This is a genomic window from Zoogloea sp. GW822-FHT05C07, from assembly GCF_058800215.1.
Genome location: NZ_CM179510.1, coordinates 464,006 through 482,419 on the forward strand (window position 1 = coordinate 464,006; position 18,414 = coordinate 482,419).

The window sequence follows — 18,414 nt, forward strand, 5'->3', positions numbered from 1 at the left end:
AAGTCGCTCAGCCGCTGGTGCTCAGGCTGCTGAACATGTCGGAGGTCTGGCTCATCTGGTCCTGCAGGGTCTGCAGCGCGGTGAATTGCTGCAGGTAGCGCTCGTAGTAAAGCTTGAAGGTGGCGTCGAGGCGGGTCTGCTTGTCGGTCAGCGCGGTCTGTGCACGCTGCAGCGAGTCCTGGCGGTTCTTGAGGAGGCCGTTGGCGCTGTTGAGCCACAGGCCGGCGTAGTCGTTGAGCGTCCCGAGCAGGCCGCTGCCGCCAGTGATGGAGGTGCTGCCGAAAACCTGCGACAGGCCATCCGGATGGGCCGCCAGGGCTTTGGCCAGCTTGCTGCTGTCGAGGCTCAGGTTGCCGTTGCGGTCGCTCGTCACGCCGAGGTCGATCACGCTCAGGCCGCCGAAACTCTGGCGCAGGATGCTGCTCAGCTTGCCGCGCAGCGCACGGATGCCGGCGTCGGACGCGAAGACGCCGGCGCTGGTCTTGCCGTCGGCGCTGCCGGACGCGGTGAGGCTGTCGAGCACCTTGTCGAGGGCGTTGTAGGCATCGACGAAGCTCTGCACATTGGCCGCGGTGCCGCTCGCGTCGCCGGCCACCGTCAGCGTCACCGGCGTGGCGCCGGCGCTCATGGCCTGATTGAAGGTGATGCTGACGCCCGGGATCGACGTGAAGGTGTTGCTGGCCTGCTCCAGCTTGATGCCGGTGCCCTGCGCGCCCAGCCAGACCACTGCGTTCTGGGCCGCTGCCAGCACGTTCGGTGCGGCCCCTAGGGCGGTCTGCAGGGTGCCGCCAGGCAGGCCGCTGGCGTCGATGCTGATGTTGGGGACGACGCCCGTCACGGGATCGGCGGCGCCGCCGGTCTGGGCCGCCGTCAGCACCAGCTGGGTCTTGCCGTTGGCGCTCACGATGGCGGCGGTGAGCTTGCCCTGGTTGTCCGGGGCGAGGTTGATGGCGCGCGCCACCTCCGCCTGGGAGATGGTGCCGTCGCCGTCCGTGTCGGCCAGCGTGACGTTGATCTTGGCGCCGTCGGGCATCTGCACGACGATCGGGCCGCCCTCCGATGCCGCCGCGGCGGGCAGGTCCTGGTAGGCGACCTGGCTGCCGGTGGCCAGCTTGTCCACGAAGAAGGAATAGCTGCCGGCCTGCGCGGTGGCGTTGGCCGTCGCGGTGCCGATCGCCGTATTGCTGAAGGTGGCCGTGTTCTGGGTCAGCCCCTTCTTCGTGCCGAGGGCCGTCAACGCGGTGTTGAAGGTGCTGAGCGCCGAGCGCAGGGACGTCAGTGCCGTGGACGTGGCCTGCGCCTTGTTGGTCTGGGTGGTCAGTTGGTCCTGGGCGGCCTGGGTGTAGGCGGTGGCCAGGGAATTGGCCATCGAGGTCGGATTGATGCTCGTGCTAGCCATGGAGCTCTCCTACGGGGCAAGAAGTGGATCGGAATACGCCCTGGTTAAAGGCGACCGGATCCGCTCCGGACTGAAATCCCGCGTGCATTCCGTTGCTCATGCCCGCCCCCGCCACCAGCTCTGGGTGGCCAGTTCGTCCTGGCGCTTCTGCTCGCCCCGGGCCTCTTCCCGCTGCAGCACGCGCAGCTTGCCGTCCAGCACGCGGGTCAGCGCTTCGTGGCGCTGCACGGCACGGGTCAGCTCGACCTGGGCCAGCTGCAGGTCCACGTCATGGCGCAGCACCTCGTCGCGCTGGTTGTCGGCGAGGCGCATCACCGCCTGCTTGTAGTCGCCGCAGTTGAGGGACAGCGCAACGACGTGGGCGGAGGCCCGGCCTTCGGCGCTGGCGCTGGCGTACAGCTGTTCGAGGCGCGTCAGCGTGGCGCGCTGGCGTTCGAGCTGGGCGCGGCGGCCGGCCAGTTCGCCGACCAGGCTGTCCTTCTCGCGGCGGCGCTGGTCAACGACGGCGGCCAGGCCGCGCAAGGTCTTGGGATGGGTGCTCATGCCAGCAGGCTCTCCAGTCGGGCCAGGGTGTCGCCAAAGGGCGCGGCCTCCCGCGTGCCCTGGTGCAGGAAGGCCTCGATCTGCGGGTACAGGGCGACGGCGCGGTCGGTGGCCGGATCGGCACCGGCGACATAGGCGCCCAGCGGCAGCAGGTCGCGCACGCGGGCGTAGCGGGAATACAGGGCCTTGATCTCCCGCGCCGCCGCCTGCTGCGCGTGGGTCGTCACCTGCGCCATGCAGCGGCTGATGGACTGGGCGATGTCGATGGCCGGGTAATGGCCGCGGTCGGCCAGCTCGCGGGACAGCACGATGTGGCCGTCGAGGATGGCCCGGGCGGTATCCACCACCGGGTCCTGCTGGTCGTCGCCTTCGGCCAGCACGGTGTAGATGGCGCTCATGCTGCCCTCCGCGTGCTCGCCGTTGCCAGCGCTCTCAACCAGTTGCGGCAGCAGGCCGAACACCGACGGCGGATAGCCGCGGGTGGCCGGCGGTTCGCCGAGGGCCAGCGCCACTTCGCGGCGGGCCATCGCGTAACGGGTGAGGGAATCGACCAGCAGCAGCACGTTCTGGCCCTGGTCCCGGTAATGGGCGGCGATGGCGTGGCACAGCTCGGTGGCGCGCAGGCGCATCAGCGGGGATTCGTCGGCCGGCGCAATGACGACCACCGCGCGGGCCAGCCCGGCCGGGCCGAGGGACATGTCGATGAACTCGCGCACTTCGCGGCCGCGCTCGCCGATCAGGCCGACCACCACCACGTCGGCGACGGTCTGACGGGTGATCAGGCCGAGCAGCACGCTCTTGCCGACGCCGCTGCCGGCCATCAGGCCGACGCGCTGGCCGCGCCCGAGAGTCAGCAGGCCGTTGATCGAGCGCACGCCGACGTCGAGCACGCCCTCCACCGGCTTGCGGCGCAGCGGATGGACGTGCGGCGGCCGCGCCGCCAGCGGATGCTCGCCGCCGAGGCGGCCACGGCCGTCCACCGGCTCGCCGAGTCCATTGACGATACGCCCCAGCCAGGACGGCCCGATCATCAGCCCGCCCTGGTCGGCAGCCGGCAGCACGCGGGCGCCGGTGGCCAGGCCTTCGGGGCGCTTGAAGGGCATCAGGTAGGAAACGTCATTACGGAAGCCGACCACCTGGGCCGCGATCCACTCGCCGCTGGCAGTCTCGATGCGGCAGCACTGGCCGGTCTGGAAGGCGCAGCCGGTGCTCTCCAGCAGCAGTCCGGAGGCGCCGACCAGGCGCCCGGTGAGCGTGGCCACCGGGATGTCGGCGAATTCGAGCTGGCGCAGCGCGGCGGCGATCACGGACGCCCCTCCTCCTCGCCGTCCTCGGCGAGATGGCTTTCGAGCTGTTCGATGCAGGCGGCCAGGCGCTGGCGGCAACCCGCGTCGGCCTCCCGCCCGTCGGCGCGAACGCGGCATTCGCCGGGTTCCAGGCGCGGATCGGCGATCAGCGTCCAGCGCGCGGCACGGTCCGGCGCCAGCTCGAGGATGCGCTGGCGCTCCTCGGGATTCAGGAAGACCTCGACCCCTTCGCGGGCCGGCGGCATCGTCGCCAGGGTTTCGTCCACCAGCGCCAGCAGCTGCACTGGCTGCAGCGCCAGCTCGCTGCGGATGACCTGGCGGGCCACCTTGGCGACCAGGTCCACCACCTCCCGGCGCAGCGCGCCCTGGTAGTCGGCCTGCAGCTGACGCAGGCTGGCGATCAGCGCGTCGATCGGCGCGCTCAACGTATCGAACTGCACCTGCACCTCGCGCCGGGCCTCGTCGCGGCCGACGCGCAGCCCTTCGGCACGGCTGTCGGCCATCCCGTCCGCGCGGCCCTGGGCCTGGCCCAGCGCATGCCCTTCCCGGTAGCCCCGCTCCATGCCCTGCTGGAAACCGTCGGCAAGCAGGGCCTGAGCTTCCGCCGCCGCAGCCGGCGAGGCCGCGGCCACCTGGGACAGGGGCGGGAAACGGTAGGGGCGCAGGCCTTTCATTCGACCGTCGCCTCGGCGAACAGCTGGATCTCGATCTCGCCGGCATCGACGAGCTCCTTGACCTGGCCCATGATCTCGGCGCGCACCTGCTCAACGCGGCTGCGCGGCACCGGGCCGCTGCGCCGCATGAGTTCCTCGAAGCTCTGCGCCTGGCGGCGCGGCATGGCGCGCAGGATCGCGTCGCGCACCGCCGGCTCGGCCCCCTTGAGGGCGATGGCCCACTGGTCGAGGGCCACTTCCTCGATGAGGCGGGTGATGAGCTCGTCGTTTTGGCGGGACAGGATGTAGAAGTCGTACATGCTGACCTCGATCTCCGACACCATCTCGGGATCGTGGGCGCGCAGCATTTCGACCATCTGCTGGCGGTTGCCGGGCAAGCGGTTGAGGATCTCGGCGGCATGGCGTATGCCTTCCACGCTGGCGCTCTGCAGGCCCAGGCTGTCCAGACAGCGGAGCACCATCTCCTCCAACTCGATCAGCAGTTCGCGGTCGATCTCGGTAAGGCGCGCCACGTTGAGCAGCACCTGGTCGCGGCTGTCGGTGGGCAGTGCATCGACGATCTCGCTGGCCAGCGCGGCCGGCAGGAAAGCCAGGAACACCGCCTGCATGCGCACGTGTTCGTTGATCAGCTGCTCGGCCAGCCACTTAGGAGAGGCCCACTGCAGGCGCGCCATCTTCGGGCGGATCTCGTCGCCGTAGATCTTGTTGAGCACGCTGCCGGCGATGTCGGCACCGAGCGCCAGGTCGAGGGAGCGCCGCAGGTAGGTGCGCGAGGCGCCATGCACGCCGCTCTGCTCCCGGTAGTCGTCGAAGAAGCGCTGCAGCGAGCTCTTCACCACCTCCACCTTGATGCCGCTCATCCGCGACATCACCTGGGTGACTTCCAGCAGCTCGTCGCGGGACAGGCAGCGCAGCACCGCGGCGGCGGGCTCCTCGCCCATCGACAGCAGCACGATGGCGGCCTGTTCCACCGGCGTCGGCGTGGCGCCGGGCACGATCATGTCGGGCAGATTATTCGCTTCGGCCATTTTTCTGCATCCATTGGCGGACCACTTCGGCGACGCGCTCCGGCTCCTTCGCCGACAGCACCTTCAGGTGTTCGACCATCACATCCACCGGCGAACCCGGTGCCGGCAGGTCGTAGTTTTCGAGCAGGCCGGCAACCGGCATGCGCTGGGCATCGGGCGCGGCCAGCGCGGCGGGGGACGTCGGCGCCGCCAGTTCCGGGCTGCCGGGCTCCTGCGCCTCTTCCAGTTCGGTGACGGTGCCGGCGGCGGGCCGCGCCAGGCGCTGCTGGGCCAGCTTCATCAGCGGACGAACGACGAACAGGAAGGCCAGCAGCAGGCTGATCGCATAGGCCGCCCAACTCCCCATCTCGATGACGTTGTCGCGCTGCTGCCACCAGGCCACGCTGTCATCCACCGGCTTGCGGAAGCCGCTGGCGGTGACCACCAGGCTGTCGCCGCGCGCCGCGTCGATGCCGAGGCCGCTGCGCAGCACCTTGTCCACATTGGCCAGCGCCTCCGGCGTCCATGTCTTGCCGTCGGGGGCGGCGGCGTTGTTCATCACCACTGCGACGGAGAGCTTCTTCAGGCGGCCGCGGCTGCGCTTCACCTGGGTCACGCTGCGGTCGTAGGCGTACTGGCGGGTGGTGGCGTTCTTCTTGGTGGTCGCCGCCTCCGGCTCCTCATCGGCCTTGCCGCCCTCGCCCTTCACGCTCACCGGGCGGTTGCTGAGGGAGCCCGGCACGCCGACCGCCAGCGGATCGCGGCCGTTCTCGATGCGCGTCGCCTCGTTGGTGATCTTCGGCGCCTCGCCGTAGCGTTCGGTGGTTTCCTGGATGCGATCGTTGTCCACCTCGGCGGTGACGCTGACCTTGAAGTTGCCCGTGCCGAGCATCGGCGTCAGCAGATCGTCGGCATTGCGCCGGGTTTCGTCGCGGAAGCGGTGGGACGCGTCGTTGAGCTGGGCGCCCTCGAAGCCCTCGCTGAGATCGACGCGGGCCGACAGCAGGTTGCCGGCCTGGTCGACCACGCTGACCCGCTGCGGGTCGAGGCCGGAAACGCTGTTGGCGACCATGTTGATGATCGCCGCGATCTGTTCGGGGCTCAGGTTGCGGCCGGCCTTCAGGGCCAGCACCACCGACGCGGTGCTCTTTTCGCCGTCATTGACGACGAATGACGAGGAGCGCGCGATGGACAGATGCACCCGCGCCGAATCCACCGCGTCGAGGGTCATGATGCTCTGCACCAGTTCCCCTTCCAGGCCACGGCGGAAGCGCACGTCCTGCACGAACTGGCTGACACCCAGCGGGTCGTTGCGGTCCATCAGCTCCAGCCCCTGCGGCAGCTTGGCAACCACGCCCTTGGCGGCCAGCAGCATGCGGACCTCGCCCAAGCGCTTGGCGGGCACCAGCACCTGGCCGGAATCCGGATGCAGGCGGTAGGGAATGCCCTGGGCCTCGAGCAGAGTGATCATGTCGGCCGACGCCACCTTCTCGCGGCTGCCGAACACCGGCTTGTAGCCGGCCTGGTCGTTCCACGCGAACATCAGCACCAGCGCGGTGATCGCCAGCGCCAGCAGCACGATGGGCAGCAGGCTCTTGACGAAGCCCGGCGGCAGCTTCGGCAGGCCACCGGGGGTGCGCAGGCGGGCCAGGGCGGGAGAGAGGGAGAGATTCACGAGCGGCGTCCCGGGGTGCGCTTAGAGCGGCAGCTTGATGAGGTCGTCCATCGCGCCGACCATCTTGTTGCGGACCTGCATCAGCATCGAGAAGGACAGGCTGGCTTCCTGGCTGGATAACATCGCCCCCACCAGATCGTCGCTGCGGCCGCTGTCCACATCGGCCATGCGCTCGCCGGCGACGCGGTCCTTCTCATTGACGCCCAGCACGGCCTGCTTGAGGTGCTCGCCGAAGCCGTCGGCTTCCGGCCCCGCCGCATCCAGCGGGTTGGCCGCCGGCACGGCCAGATCGGCGGCCGGCAGGCTGCCCTGCAGCTTCATCAGGTCGGCGCCGATCGACGCCAGCATTTCAGTCACCACCACACTCTCCTTCGGAAACGGGATGCGCCGGAATCGCGCCCCGCACGCACCAGCCGGTGGAGCGGGATTCAATCGCCAATTGGCGTTGCGTTTTTCGGGCAAAAGGAATCCCTCGCACGCTCGATGCGGCAATTGAAAAACGAACGAATTAATCGACGAATAAAAATTGAAAAGGCAATAAGGCCGGAATTAAAACCGGACGCAAATAGACCTCGCGCCGAATTGAATCGGGCGAATGGGATCAGGAGAAAACCCTGATCCGGATCCAGGCGTACGGAGGGCAGGCGAACGACTCCATGCCAAGACGGCCTTGGTGCGTATTCAGACGAGAATGTGACGGTTCATGCGCTTTCCCTCATCGATGTGCTCGGGGCGCACACATGGGAAAGACGAGGCGCAGCCGCCAGAAAGGCGACAACACAGACCCGGCGCGGCGTGCAGGCAAAGCCCACACGGACAACAGCCGGCGGAACCGAGTCAGCGGTTCCAGTCTGGCAACCCCGCTATCGTAGCCCGTGAGAGAGCTTTAGACCGGAGGCTTTGCGACCCCGTCTTTCGAACGGGTGTGCCCAAATTTAAGTTTTCGCGGTTTTTGTCGCGAGATGGAGTGATTATGCCTAGAAGCTTTCCGGCAGGCAATCATTTTTTTCAATTTGAATTCAGACTGAATTAATCGACGGACATTCCATCAATTCCTGTTGCGCGAAATCCAATTAATCCTCAAACTAAAAAGCAATTAGACCCAGGTCTTTCTGGATTGAAAACTCCGGAAACGCCATTCGCGGGCGAAACGCGACCGGTATTCGACTCGAATTGCCGGACAATCATTGGTAATACACACATGCAGAAATCCGCAGCGCCGCGCGGTGGAATGACGCTCGATCCTCTCTCGCTGGGGCGCCCGCTCCACCTGCTGGAGCGCTTCACCGTGCTCGCGCGGGACGATCTCGACGAAGCCCTGCGCGGCAGCCTCAACCGCCGCTACCGCGCGCAGTTCGAAGTCGCCGAGGTCCGCCTCGTGCCGGTCGACGGCCTCCCCGAGCATCGCCGCTGGAACGGCTACGCCCACGAGCGGGGTCGCATCGATTTCGCGCTGGACCGTCAGCTGTTGCTGTGCGCCCTCGACTACCGCTACGGCGCCCATCCGACCACACAGGCCGGCCCCCGGGACGAAGCCCCGGTGACGGCTACCGAGGAACGCCTCGCCGCACTGCTCGGGCGGCGCTTCGCCGGCGTGCTCGTCGATCGCCTGGAAGGGCGCGCGCCGTCCCACGACGGCAGCGCCCACACCGGGCGCCTGCTCGGCGATGCGACGACGGCATTGCGCCGCCAGGGCGCCTGGGCCCTGCGCGTCGGCGTGCGCGAGCGGGCCCACGGCATCGACGGCGGCATGTACTTCCTGCTCGAGGAGGCCTGGCAGCGCCATCTACTGCAGCAACTGGCGCCCACGCGGGATCGCCCTGGCGAACCGTCCGCGGCCCAGCCTTTTCCACGCCGCCTGCAGCTCGGGCTGACGGCCCGCCTGCTGGAAAAGGACATCCCGCTGGGGCGCCTGCTCGACCTGCGGGTCGGCGACGTGGTCCCGGTAAGCATGGGGCCGTCCGACGTACTGATCGACGATTCCCGCGTGTTCACGGCCCAGGTCGTGGAGCACCGGGGCAAGCTTTGTTTAACCGCTTTTGAAGATGTGGAGTGAATGGGATGGACCCGATCAACCCGAGTCTCGAAGACATGCTGGGCGATTTCGACGGTGAAGCCGCTGACTTCGGCCAGGCCGCCGAACCCGCCCCGGCCCCGCGCCCTGCCCGGCCGCTGGCCCAGATGCTGCGCAAGATCCCGGTCCGGCTGACGCTGGAAGTCGGGTCGACCAGCATCTCGCTGCAGGACCTGATGAACATCGACCGGGACAGCGTCATCGAGCTCGACACGCTGGCCGGCGAGCCGCTGCTGATCAAGGTGAACGGCACCGCCATCGGCCGTGCCGAAGTCGTGCTGGCCGGCGAGAACTACGGGCTGAAGGTCGTCGAGCTGTGCGACCTGGACCTGAGCTCGCTGACGTCATGAGGCTGGCGGCATGACATCGTTGCGCGCACGCCTGGGGCCGGCAGCCTTGCTCGGCCTGCTGGCGCTCGGGCTGCTGGCCCTGCCCGACCTGGCGGTGGCCGATCAGATCGGGTTGTTCACCAGCTCCACCCAGGGCGCCAAGACCGAACTGACGGTCAAGACCCAGGTGCTGATCATCATGACCCTGCTCGGGCTCCTGCCCGTGCTGGTGCTGATGATGACCAGCTTCACGCGCTTCGTCATCGTGCTGTCGCTGCTGCGCCAGGCCCTCGGCCTGCAGCAGGGCCTGCCCAACCGCATCATCACCGGCGTGGCGCTGATCCTCACGCTGCTGGTCATGCGCCCGGTCGGCGACACCATCTGGGAGAAGGCGCTGCAGCCCTACGACCAGGAGAAGATCGGCCTGCAGGAGGCCCTCTCCATCGCCGAGCAGCCCCTATCCCGCTTCATGCTCGCCCAGACCAGCAAGAGCGCGCTGGCCCAAGTCTCCCGGCTGGCCGGCGAGAAGACCGTCGACAAGCCCGAGCAGCACGCCTTCACCGTCAAGCTGGCGGCCTTCGTGCTCAGCGAGCTGAAGACCGCCTTCCAGATCGGCTGCATGCTGTTCATCCCCTTCCTGGTCATCGACCTGGTGGTGTCGTCGGTGCTGATGGCGATGGGCATGATGATGCTGTCGCCGCTGGTCATCTCGCTGCCCCTCAAGCTGCTGCTGTTCGTGCTGGTGGACGGCTGGACCCTGACCGTCGAGACGCTGGTGACCAGCGTGCGCGGCCTGTGAACACGGAGCCCCGATGCTGAGCCCCGAGATCGCCGCCGACCTGATCGGCGAAGCCCTGCAGATGGTCATGGTGCTGGTCGCCGTGCTGGTCGTGCCCGGCCTGGTGGTCGGCCTGCTGGTCGCGCTGTTCCAGGCCGCCACGCAGATCAACGAGCAGACCCTCAGCTTCCTGCCGCGGCTGGTCGTCACGCTGCTGGCGATCACCCTCGCCGGGCGCTGGATGACGTCCTACGTGATGGACTTCTGCGTCGCCGTGTTCCGGCGCGCCGCCACGCTGGTGGGCTGAGCCCGCCCCCGCCGCATCATGGAAGCGCTCTTCGGCCAGCTGCTCGCCCTGCTGCACACCCTGTGGTGGCCCTTCTGCCGCAGCCTGGCGCTGTTCAGCGCGGCACCGGTGCTCGGCGAGAACATGCTGCCGGTGCCGATCCGCGTGCTGCTGTCGCTGCTCGTCGCGGTGGTCATGCTGCCGGTCGTCGGCCCTTCGGCACACATCGATCCCTTCTCGATGGCCGGCCTGCTGGCCACCGGCGAACAGGTACTGATCGGCTTCGTGATCGGCCTGGCCTTCCACCAGCTGATGGCCATCCTCGCCATCCTCGGCTTCCTGGTGTCGTCCCAGATGGGCCTCAGCATGGCGGTCATGAACGACCCGATGAACGGCACCTCGTCGGACGTGGTGTCCGGCCTGCTCTACATGCTCGGCGTCATCGTATTCTTCTCCATCGACGGCCACCTGGTGCTGACCGGCGTGCTCGCCGAGAGCTTCCGTTCCTGGCCGGTGGGCCGCGGCTTCGAGTTCCTGGCGCTGCAGACCCTGGCCCTCAACATCGCCTGGGTGTTCGCCGCGGCGCTGCTGCTGGCCATCCCGATCATCTTCTCGACGCTAGTGGTGCAGGTCGGGCTCGGCTTCCTCAACCGCGTGGCGCCGGCCCTCAACCTGTACGCCCTCGGCTTCTCGCTGATCACCCTGTTCGGCCTCTACATGCTGGTGCGCATCGTCGGCTTCGTGCCGGAACACTACGTGCGCATGACCAGCCAGGTGTTGCGCCTGCTCCACCACGACATGGGGCTGTGAGCGATGGCCGACACGTCGACCGAAGACAAGAGCGAAAAGGCCTCCGCGCAGAAACTGCGCAAGGCCCGCGAACAGGGCCAGGTGGCCCGCTCGCGGGACTGGGCCACCGCCCTCGGCCTGCTCGTCAGCCTCAAGCTGCTGCTCCTGCTGATGCCGGGCTACCTGGCCGACTTCCGCGCCCTGTTCGGCGTCGGCTTCGCGGCGCTGGACGGCGGCGCCACGCTGGACAACCTGTGGTCCATCGCCTTCACGACCACCATGCTGCTGCTCGCCAAGATGCTCGCCCCGCTGTTCGCGGTGCCGCTGCTCGTCTCCATCGGCTCGCTGGTGCCGGGCGGCTGGGTGCTCAGCGGCGAGAACCTGAAACCCAGGCTGGACCGCCTCAACCCGCTCTCCTACGCCGAGCGCCTGACCCAGCCCAAGCACCTGGTCGAGCTGGCCACCACCGTCATCAAGGCCACCGCGCTGGGCCTGGTGCTGTGGCACGTGGTCAGCAGCGGCCGCGAGTCTTTCATGCAGTTGCAGGCCCAGCCCCTCGACCAGGCGCTGGCGGGCGGCGCCGGCCTGATGGTGGACGGCATCATGGCCCTGTGCGCGGTCTTCGTCGTCTTCGCGCTGGTGGACGTGCCGGTGCAGCACTTCATCTACCTGCGTGGCCAGCGCATGGGCCGGCGCGAGATGAAGGAGGAGCACAAATCCACCGAGGGCCGCCCGGAAGTGCGCCAACGCATCCGCCAGATCCAGCAGCAACTGGCCCGCCGCGGCGTGCGCAAGACGGTGCCCGGCGCCGACGTGGTGATCGTCAACCCGCAGCACTACGCGGTCGCCCTCAAGTACGACGCTGCCCGCGCCGAGGCGCCCTTCGTGGTGGCCAAGGGCGTGGACGAGATGGCCTTGTACATCCGCGAGGTGGCCACCGAACACAAGGTCGAGATCGTGCCGCTGCCGCCGCTGGCCCGCGCCATCTACAACACCAGCCAGGTCAACCAGCAGATCCCGGCCCCGCTGTACCGCGCGGTGGCCCAGGTGCTGGGCTACGTGCTGCAGCTGAAGGCCTTCCGCAACGGCCAGCGCCCGCAACGCCCCGACCTGCCGGACGCGCCGCCGGTGCCGCGGCAGTTCCTCGACACCGAAACCAACACCTGAGCTGCCGCCGGCAACCCATTCCAGCCCGCCTCCTGACGGACCACGAACCACGCCCATGAACACCCTGCGCCAACTCCTCTCCGACCTCAGCCGCCACCGCGTCGCCGCGCCGCTGTTCGTGCTGACCATCCTGTCGATGGTCATCCTGCCGCTGCCGCCGGTGGTGCTGGACGTGTTGTTCACCTTCAACATCGTGCTGGCGCTGATCGTCATCCTGGTCAGCGTGAATGCGCGGCGGCCGCTGGATTTCTCGATTTTCCCGACGATCATCCTGGCCACCACGCTGCTGCGCCTGACCCTCAACGTGGCATCCACGCGGGTCGTGCTGCTGCGCGGCCACGAGGGCACCGGCGCCGCCGGCCAGGTCATCGAAGCCTTCGGCCACGTGGTCATCGGCGGCAACTTCGTGGTCGGCCTGGTGGTGTTCGTGATCCTGATGATCATCAACTTCATCGTGGTCACCAAGGGCGCCGAGCGGATCTCCGAGGTGTCGGCGCGTTTCACGCTGGATGCGCTGCCCGGCAAGCAGATGGCCATCGACGCCGACCTCAATGCCGGCCTGATCAACCAGGAGAAGGCCCAGCAGCGGCGCCGCGAAGTGGCCGCCGAGTCGGACTTCTACGGGGCGATGGACGGCGCGTCGAAGTTCGTGCGCGGCGACGCCATCGCCGGCATCCTGATCCTACTCATCAACATGCTCGGCGGCGTCGCCATCGGCGCACTGATGCACGACCTGAGCCTCGCCGACGCCTTCCGCCTGTACGCGCTGCTGACCATCGGCGACGGCCTGGTGGCGCAGATCCCGGCCCTGCTGCTGTCCTCCGCGGCGGCCATCGTGGTGACCCGCGTCGGCAACGACGGCAAGGACTTCGAGCAGCAGGTGGCGGCGCAGATGCTGGCCTCGCCGGCCGTGCTGTACGGCGCCGCCGGGCTGATGGTGGCGCTGGCGGCGATCCCCGGCATGCCGTGGCTGGTCTTCCTGGCCTTCGGTGGCGTGCTCGCCTTCGTCGCCTGGCGCCTCGGCCGCCGCCCCGCCGCGCCGGCCGAAGCGGATAACGCCGCCATCCACGCCGCGCTGCTCACCGAGAGCGCCCCCGAGCTGGACTGGACCGGCCTGCCCTTCGTCGAGCCGCTCGGCATCGCCGTCGGCTACAAGCTGGTCGGCCTCATCGACAGCGCCCAGGGCGCGCCGCTCAGCAAACGCCTGGCCGGCATGCGCCAGGGGCTCAGCGAGAGCATGGGCCTGCTGCTGCCGAAGATCCGCGTGCGCGACGACCTGACGCTGAAGCCAGCCCAGTATTCGGTGCTCCTCAACGGCACGCCGATCGCCCAGGTGCTCACCTACCCGGACCAGCTGATGGCCATCCCGTCGCCCCAGATCTACGGCGAGCTGGACGGCACGCCGGGCGTCGAGCCGGCCTACGGCATGCCGGTCATCTGGATCGCGCCGGAACAGAAGGCCCACGCGCTGGGCCTCGGCTACCAGGTCGTCGACGTGGCCAGCATGATCGCCACCCACGTCGCCAAGCTGATGCGCGACCACCTGCCCGAGCTGATCGCCCACGAGGACGTGCCGGCCCTGCTGGAGCGCCTGACCGCGGTGGCCCCCAAGCTCGCCGCGGCCCTCGAGAAGGCCTACAGCCACAGCCTGCTGCTGAAGATCTTCCGCGTGCTGCTGGCCGAGAACGTGTCCCTGAAGGACATCGTGCCGATCGCCACCACGCTGCTCGAAAACGCCGAGGCCACCCGCGACCCGATCCTGCTCGCCGCCGAGGTGCGCTGCACCCTGCGCCGCCAGCTCGTCGCCACGCTGGCCGGCCCGAGCGGCGAAATGCGGGTCTTCAACCTCGGCGGCGAGCTGGAGAACATGCTGCTCGGCTCCCTCAACCAGGCCCGCCAGGGCGGCAAGGCGGCCCTCGACAACTACCCGATCGACCCCAACCTGCTGGCCCAGCTGCAGGCCAACATGCCCCAGGTGCGCGAGCAGATGAAGCAGCAGAACGTGCCGCCGATCCTGCTGGTGATGCCGCAGATCCGCCCGCTGCTGGCCCGCTACGCGCGGCTGTTCGCCCCCGGCCTGTCCGTGCTGTCGTACAACGAGATCCCGGAGCAGCGGGAGGTCAGCATCGTCGGCTCGCTGGGCTGAGCCCTGCCCCGCCGCGGGGGGCCCGGCCGGGCGTCCGCATATGTTTTGCAGAATTTCTTGGTTCCGCCCGCGGCCGGGTGGAAATAGATTTGGCAGCCGGACCGCCCGTGCGCGGCCGCACCCGATCCACCAAGGAGTCTCCCCATGGCCGCAGCCACCGCATCCCACCTCAACCCGCTGGCGCGGGATTTTCTCGCCCGCCTGCCGCAGGAACCCGTCCCCGGCAAGCAACTGCACCGCACGGAGAACGGCACGGTGGTCGGCGACTGGTTCGGCTTCGAGCTGTCGAGCGCCTTTCAGCCCATCGTCGATGCGACCAGCGGCACCGTCGCCGGGCGCGAAGCCTTCCTGCGCAGCCACGGCCCGGACGACGACGGGCTGTCGCCATGGACGCTGTTCTCCGCCGCCGCCGAAGATGCCCGCCTGATCGCCCTCGACCGCCTGGCGCGCACCGTGCATCTGCTCAACGGACTGGCGGCGGGCAACGAGGCGCCACTCTTCCTCAACGTGCACGGCCGCCTGCTGGCCGCCGTCGGCGACGACCACGGCCGCGCCTTCCGCCGCGTGGTGGATGCCCTCGGCGTGGCACCGGACAGCATCGTCATCGAAACGCCGCCGGAAGCCAGCGCCCAGCCCGACCTGCTGGCCTTCGTGCTGCGCAACTACCGCAACCACGGCTTCCGCGTGGCGGTCAACGTGGAGTCCGCCGCCCAGTGGCAGGCCATCGCCAACACTGTGTGGCCGCAATTCGTGAAGGTGGACCGGCGCAAACTCGGCACCGGCATCGAAGCCCACGAGCGCCTGAAGTGGCTGGCCGCCCTGCGCGAGGACGCCCACATCATCGTCACCCACGTGGAAGAGCCGGCACCGGAACTGGCCGCCGACCATGTGCTGCTGCAGGGCTACGCCTACGGCCACCCGGTCGGGGCGAGCGCATTCGCACAGGAATTGCGTTCGGGGAACTGAAAGCGCGCCGCCGCCCCCACCGGTCGCCCCGTCGCCGCTCAGGCGGGCCGCCAGCGCCAGCGCAGGCTGCAGAGCCCGGCAGGATCGCCCGCCGGACGGTCTCGCGAAGGATGACCACCATGGGGATTTGCCCGGCTCCACCGCACCGGCTGCCGATTCTGGGCGGCGCAGCGTCAGGACGCCTATTTTTCCGTCGTCGTGACGGGCGCGGCGGCGCTGCCCGGACGCCGCAGTTCGGCCTGTTCCGAGTGCTCGATGAGCGCCGCACCACTGATGCCGAAGGCCGCCGCGACCTTCAGCACGGTGGCCAGGGACGGCACCGCGTTGCCCCGCTCGACCTCACCGGCGTAGGACCGGCTGAGGCCGGCCCGGTCGGCGAAGACCTCCTGGGACCAGCCCCGCGCCTCCCGCAGCTGACGGACGGCCAGCCCGAAGCGGCGATTCAGCGCGGCCATGGGGCGGACCGCTCCTGGCCGGCGAGCGCATGCTGCAGACCGGCCTGGGTGATGTGGCTGCCCGGCGGCACGCTGTGGGTCAACCACACGTTGCCGCCGATGCTGGAGCCCTCGCCGATGGTGATGCGGCCGAGAATCGTCGCGCCGGCGTAGATCACCACGTCGTCCTCGATGACCGGGTGGCGCGGTTGCCCCTTCTCAAGGCCGCCGTCGGCGCCCACAGAGAAGCGCTTGGCGCCGAGGGTCACTGCCTGATAGAGGCGGACCCGGTTGCCGATCACCGCCGTCTCGCCGATCACCACGCCGGTACCGTGATCGATGAAGAAGCTGTGGCCGATCCCGGCGCCCGGGTGGATGTCGATGCCGGTGGCCGAGTGGGCCAGCTCGGCGACGATGCGCGCGATCAGCGGCACGCCGAGGCGGTACAGGCGATGGGCGATACGGTGGTGGATGACCGCCAGGATGCCCGGGTAGCACAGCACCACTTCATCCACGCTGCGGGCCGCCGGATCGCCGAGGAAAGCGGCCTCCACGTCGGTATCGAGCAGCGCCCGGGTGGACGGCAGCGTTGCCGCGAACTCGCGGACCACATGGATGGCCTGGCGGCGGATCGCCTGCTCGTCGACATCGCCATGGCGGGCCTGGTAGGCCAGTTCGAGGCGGACCTGTTCGAGCAGCCCGTTCAGCGCCGCGTCCAGCGTATGGCCGACGTAGAAGTCTTCACTCTCCTGGCGCAGGTCGGCCGGGCCGAGGCGCATCGGGAAGAGCGCTCCGCATAACTGTCCGACCACCGTGGCCAGCGCATCCCGCGACGGGAACTCGCGGCCGCCAGCCTCGCGGCTGCGGCCCTGGGCCTCGCGCCAGCGATCGCGCACGGCCCGCAGGCCGCCGACCACCGCGCCAAGGTCCCAGTGTTCGGCCGCGACGGATTCGTCGTGCGTGCTCACGGGCTCGCGCGAGTTCATGCCGGCAGGCCCGCGGCGTCGAAGACGCCTTCGAACAGCACCGAGCTCAGGTAGCGCTCACCCGAATCGGGCAGGATCACGACGATGGTCTTGCCCTCGTTCTCCGGCAGCTTGGCCAGGCGCACGGCAGCAGCCACGGCAGCACCGCTGGAGATGCCGGACAGGATGCCTTCCTCGCGGGCCAGGCGGCGGGCGAAGTCCACCGCCTCTTCGTTGCTGACCTGTTCCACGGCATCCACCAACGACAGGTCGAGCACGCCCGGCACGAAGCCGGCGCCGATGCCCTGGATCTTGTGGGGGCCAGGCTTGAGCGGCTCGCCGGCGCGGGACTGGGTCAGGATCGGGCTGGCCGACGGCTCGACGGCCACCGACTGGATGGCCTTGCCACGGCCCTGCTTGATGTAGCGGCTGACGCCGGTGATGGTGCCGCCGGTGCCGACGCCAGACACGAAGATGTCCACCGCGCCGTCGGTATCGTCCCAGATCTCAGGGCCAGTGGTGGTTTCGTGGATAGCCGGGTTGGCCGGGTTCTTGAACTGCTGCAGCAGCACGTACTTGTCCGGATCGGAAGCAGCGATCTCCTCGGCCTTGGCGACCGCTCCGCTCATACCCTTGGCGCCTTCGGTCAGCACCAGCTTGGCGCCGTAGGCGGTGAGCAGCTTGCGGCGCTCAATGCTCATGGTCTCGGGCATGGTCAGGGTCAGCGGAATACCCTTGGCGGCGGCGACGAAAGCCAGCGCAATGCCGGTGTTGCCGCTAGTCGGTTCGACCAGTTCCTTGCCGGGGCCGAGCAGGCCGCGCTGTTCGGCGTCCGCCACCAGAGCCGCGCCGATGCGGCACTTCACGGAATAGGCCGGGTTGCGCCCTTCGATCTTGGCCAGCACCGTGGCGGAGGCGCCGTCGGTGATGCGGTTGAGCTTGATCAGCGGGGTGTGGCCGATGGACTGGGCGTTGTCCGCGTACCATTTCGACATGGGAAAGCTCCTTGGATCAATCAGTTTGGATAGGTGAATGTCTTTGCTGCACTGCGGAGCACACTACGCCCACCGTTCCAGGCAGCGAACCAACAATAATTCAGTAGGTTTGCAACTCAAACCGGATAAGCATTCCACTTTTTATGAATATACAGATTCAGTGGGACAGCTCGGTGAACACGTCCCAGTTGAAGCGGGTGCGGTGGCGCAGGCGGGCCAGCGCACCGCGCTTGCCGCGGTTGGTGACCTTGCCGTCGTCGATGCTGCCGAGCGGCAGGCCGGTGTAGGAATCCCGCAGCGCATTGAGCAGCACCAGGCCCTGCGGCCACGGGCCATGCCCCGATTCGACGTTGATGTGCCCGGCCAGGCCGATGTCGATGAACAGGCTGCCCCAGCTGTCCGCCCAGTGAGCCGTCTGCTCGATGCTGGCCCAGGGGTCATTGCCGCTTGCCACGACCATGCTCGGCACGCCGATCGGCGAAGCCGGAATCCACTCGGCCAGCCCGCTCTTACAGGCGATGTCGCGCGGGTCGCGCAGGCCGAAGGCGGTGAAACGGTCGGGGTCCGGCGGCGCCACCAGCAGCAGGCCGGCGACCCTCTCCGGGCGATCCGCCGCCGCCACGACCGAAGCCAGGCAACCGTAGCTGTGGGCGACCAGCCACACCACGCCGGCGGCCTCGTCGATTTCACGGCGGACTTCCGTGGCCCAGCGGGCCAGCACGGGGACATCCCAGTCGATGTGGCGCACCCGGCGCACATCGGGCAATTGTTCTTCCAGCCAGGTCTGCCAGTGGCCGGGGCCGCTGTTGTTGAGTCCGGGAACGATCAGGGTGGTTTGCAGCACGCGAACGCTCCTGCAAAAGGCGGCCTTGCGGCGCCT

General features: G+C 68.6%; 19 protein-coding genes and 1 riboswitch. Of the genes, 8 read left to right on the forward strand and 11 right to left on the reverse strand.

The features are described 5' to 3' along the window. Positions 1 to 7 precede the first annotated feature (7 nt). The 7 genes from fliD to fliE form a co-directional block, all read right to left on the reverse strand. A complete protein-coding gene (gene fliD / locus AC3QL2_RS02235; protein ID WP_493233636.1) occupies positions 8 to 1,399 on the reverse strand; it encodes a flagellar filament capping protein FliD in 1,392 nt (463 codons plus the stop codon). Between the two features lie 96 nt (positions 1,400 to 1,495). Further along, positions 1,496 to 1,942, reverse strand: a complete 447-nt coding sequence (locus AC3QL2_RS02240) for a flagellar export protein FliJ (protein ID WP_493233638.1) — start codon at positions 1,940 to 1,942, stop codon at positions 1,496 to 1,498. Continuing rightward, on the reverse strand, positions 1,939 to 3,249 hold the full coding sequence (gene fliI / locus AC3QL2_RS02245; protein ID WP_493233640.1) for a flagellar protein export ATPase FliI: 1,311 nt from the start codon (positions 3,247 to 3,249) through the stop codon (positions 1,939 to 1,941). The genes AC3QL2_RS02240 and fliI overlap by 4 nt, the downstream gene beginning before the upstream one ends. Further along, entirely contained in the window at positions 3,246 to 3,923 is a 678-nt protein-coding gene (gene fliH, locus AC3QL2_RS02250) for a flagellar assembly protein FliH (RefSeq protein WP_493233642.1), read from the reverse strand. The genes fliI and fliH overlap by 4 nt, the downstream gene beginning before the upstream one ends. Further along, entirely contained in the window at positions 3,920 to 4,951 is a 1,032-nt protein-coding gene (locus AC3QL2_RS02255) for a flagellar motor switch protein FliG (protein WP_493233643.1), read from the reverse strand. Before AC3QL2_RS02255 ends, fliH begins: the two co-directional genes overlap by 4 nt. Next, positions 4,935 to 6,605: a flagellar basal-body MS-ring/collar protein FliF gene (gene fliF, locus AC3QL2_RS02260; protein WP_493233644.1), complete on the reverse strand. Its 1,671-nt coding sequence runs from the start codon at positions 6,603 to 6,605 to the stop codon at positions 4,935 to 4,937. Before fliF ends, AC3QL2_RS02255 begins: the two co-directional genes overlap by 17 nt. A gap of 21 nt (positions 6,606 to 6,626) precedes the next feature. Then, positions 6,627 to 6,953, reverse strand: coding sequence for a flagellar hook-basal body complex protein FliE (fliE, locus tag AC3QL2_RS02265; RefSeq protein WP_493234027.1), 327 nt, complete (start codon positions 6,951 to 6,953; stop codon positions 6,627 to 6,629). 502 nt (positions 6,954 to 7,455) lie between these two features. Next, positions 7,456 to 7,545, reverse strand: a riboswitch (cyclic di-GMP riboswitch). Between the two features lie 291 nt (positions 7,546 to 7,836). On the opposite strand from fliE, the gene AC3QL2_RS02270 reads away from it, so the two are divergent. The 8 genes from AC3QL2_RS02270 (at position 7,837) to AC3QL2_RS02305 (ending at position 15,140) form a co-directional block, all read left to right on the forward strand. Beyond that, positions 7,837 to 8,661 carry a FliM/FliN family flagellar motor switch protein gene (locus AC3QL2_RS02270; protein WP_493233646.1) on the forward strand — a complete coding sequence of 275 codons (825 nt, stop codon included), beginning with the start codon at positions 7,837 to 7,839 and terminating at the stop codon, positions 8,659 to 8,661. 5 nt (positions 8,662 to 8,666) lie between these two features. Beyond that, a complete protein-coding gene (locus tag AC3QL2_RS02275) occupies positions 8,667 to 9,029 on the forward strand; it encodes a FliM/FliN family flagellar motor switch protein (RefSeq protein ID WP_493233648.1) in 363 nt (120 codons plus the stop codon). Between the two features lie 10 nt (positions 9,030 to 9,039). Further along, positions 9,040 to 9,807 (forward strand): flagellar type III secretion system pore protein FliP, encoded by a 768-nt coding sequence (gene fliP / locus AC3QL2_RS02280; RefSeq protein WP_493233650.1) that lies wholly within the window; start codon positions 9,040 to 9,042, stop codon positions 9,805 to 9,807. Positions 9,808 to 9,820: 13 nt separating this feature from the next. Further along, a complete protein-coding gene (gene fliQ, locus AC3QL2_RS02285; protein WP_493233652.1) occupies positions 9,821 to 10,093 on the forward strand; it encodes a flagellar biosynthesis protein FliQ in 273 nt (90 codons plus the stop codon). Between the two features lie 18 nt (positions 10,094 to 10,111). After that, positions 10,112 to 10,882: a flagellar biosynthetic protein FliR gene (fliR, locus tag AC3QL2_RS02290; protein ID WP_493233654.1), complete on the forward strand. Its 771-nt coding sequence runs from the start codon at positions 10,112 to 10,114 to the stop codon at positions 10,880 to 10,882. Between the two features lie 3 nt (positions 10,883 to 10,885). Further along, positions 10,886 to 12,028: an EscU/YscU/HrcU family type III secretion system export apparatus switch protein gene (locus AC3QL2_RS02295; protein WP_493233655.1), complete on the forward strand. Its 1,143-nt coding sequence runs from the start codon at positions 10,886 to 10,888 to the stop codon at positions 12,026 to 12,028. 55 nt (positions 12,029 to 12,083) lie between these two features. Then, positions 12,084 to 14,174, forward strand: coding sequence for a flagellar biosynthesis protein FlhA (locus tag AC3QL2_RS02300; protein WP_493233657.1), 2,091 nt, complete (start codon positions 12,084 to 12,086; stop codon positions 14,172 to 14,174). Positions 14,175 to 14,318: 144 nt separating this feature from the next. Further along, on the forward strand, positions 14,319 to 15,140 hold the full coding sequence (locus tag AC3QL2_RS02305) for an EAL domain-containing protein (protein ID WP_493233659.1): 822 nt from the start codon (positions 14,319 to 14,321) through the stop codon (positions 15,138 to 15,140). Positions 15,141 to 15,322: 182 nt separating this feature from the next. Here AC3QL2_RS02305 and AC3QL2_RS02310 read toward each other — a convergent pair whose 3' ends face one another. The 4 genes from AC3QL2_RS02310 to AC3QL2_RS02325 all read right to left on the reverse strand — a co-directional run bounded on the left by AC3QL2_RS02310 (position 15,323) and on the right by AC3QL2_RS02325 (position 18,378). After that, positions 15,323 to 15,595: a helix-turn-helix domain-containing protein gene (locus AC3QL2_RS02310; protein WP_493233661.1), complete on the reverse strand. Its 273-nt coding sequence runs from the start codon at positions 15,593 to 15,595 to the stop codon at positions 15,323 to 15,325. Then, on the reverse strand, positions 15,583 to 16,542 hold the full coding sequence (gene epsC / locus AC3QL2_RS02315; protein WP_493233662.1) for a serine O-acetyltransferase EpsC: 960 nt from the start codon (positions 16,540 to 16,542) through the stop codon (positions 15,583 to 15,585). Before epsC ends, AC3QL2_RS02310 begins: the two co-directional genes overlap by 13 nt. 14 nt (positions 16,543 to 16,556) lie before the next feature. Further along, the gene (gene cysK / locus AC3QL2_RS02320; protein ID WP_493233664.1) at positions 16,557 to 17,534 is read right to left on the reverse strand and encodes a cysteine synthase A; all 978 of its coding nucleotides are present in this window, start codon (positions 17,532 to 17,534) and stop codon (positions 16,557 to 16,559) included. A gap of 157 nt (positions 17,535 to 17,691) precedes the next feature. Then, the gene (locus AC3QL2_RS02325) at positions 17,692 to 18,378 is read right to left on the reverse strand and encodes an RBBP9/YdeN family alpha/beta hydrolase (protein WP_493233666.1); all 687 of its coding nucleotides are present in this window, start codon (positions 18,376 to 18,378) and stop codon (positions 17,692 to 17,694) included. Positions 18,379 to 18,414: the final 36 nt, after the last annotated feature.

Excerpts from the sequence above, each read along its gene's own strand:
- fliD (WP_493233636.1), bottom strand. The coding sequence starts at position 1,399 with ATGGCTAGCACGAGCATCAATCCGACCTCGATGGCCAATTCCCTGGCC.
- AC3QL2_RS02240 (WP_493233638.1), bottom strand. The coding sequence starts at position 1,942 with ATGAGCACCCATCCCAAGACCTTGCGCGGCCTGGCCGCCGTCGTTGAC.
- fliH (WP_493233642.1), bottom strand. The coding sequence starts at position 3,923 with ATGAAAGGCCTGCGCCCCTACCGTTTCCCGCCCCTGTCCCAGGTGGCC.
- AC3QL2_RS02255 (WP_493233643.1), bottom strand. The coding sequence starts at position 4,951 with ATGGCCGAAGCGAATAATCTGCCCGACATGATCGTGCCCGGCGCCACG.
- fliE (WP_493234027.1), bottom strand. The coding sequence starts at position 6,953 with ATGCTGGCGTCGATCGGCGCCGACCTGATGAAGCTGCAGGGCAGCCTG.
- AC3QL2_RS02270 (WP_493233646.1), top strand. The coding sequence starts at position 7,837 with ATGACGCTCGATCCTCTCTCGCTGGGGCGCCCGCTCCACCTGCTGGAG.
- AC3QL2_RS02275 (WP_493233648.1), top strand. The coding sequence starts at position 8,667 with ATGGACCCGATCAACCCGAGTCTCGAAGACATGCTGGGCGATTTCGAC.
- fliP (WP_493233650.1), top strand. The coding sequence starts at position 9,040 with ATGACATCGTTGCGCGCACGCCTGGGGCCGGCAGCCTTGCTCGGCCTG.
- fliQ (WP_493233652.1), top strand. The coding sequence starts at position 9,821 with ATGCTGAGCCCCGAGATCGCCGCCGACCTGATCGGCGAAGCCCTGCAG.
- fliR (WP_493233654.1), top strand. The coding sequence starts at position 10,112 with ATGGAAGCGCTCTTCGGCCAGCTGCTCGCCCTGCTGCACACCCTGTGG.
- AC3QL2_RS02295 (WP_493233655.1), top strand. The coding sequence starts at position 10,886 with ATGGCCGACACGTCGACCGAAGACAAGAGCGAAAAGGCCTCCGCGCAG.
- AC3QL2_RS02300 (WP_493233657.1), top strand. The coding sequence starts at position 12,084 with ATGAACACCCTGCGCCAACTCCTCTCCGACCTCAGCCGCCACCGCGTC.
- AC3QL2_RS02305 (WP_493233659.1), top strand. The coding sequence starts at position 14,319 with ATGGCCGCAGCCACCGCATCCCACCTCAACCCGCTGGCGCGGGATTTT.
- AC3QL2_RS02310 (WP_493233661.1), bottom strand. The coding sequence starts at position 15,595 with ATGGCCGCGCTGAATCGCCGCTTCGGGCTGGCCGTCCGTCAGCTGCGG.
- cysK (WP_493233664.1), bottom strand. The coding sequence starts at position 17,534 with ATGTCGAAATGGTACGCGGACAACGCCCAGTCCATCGGCCACACCCCG.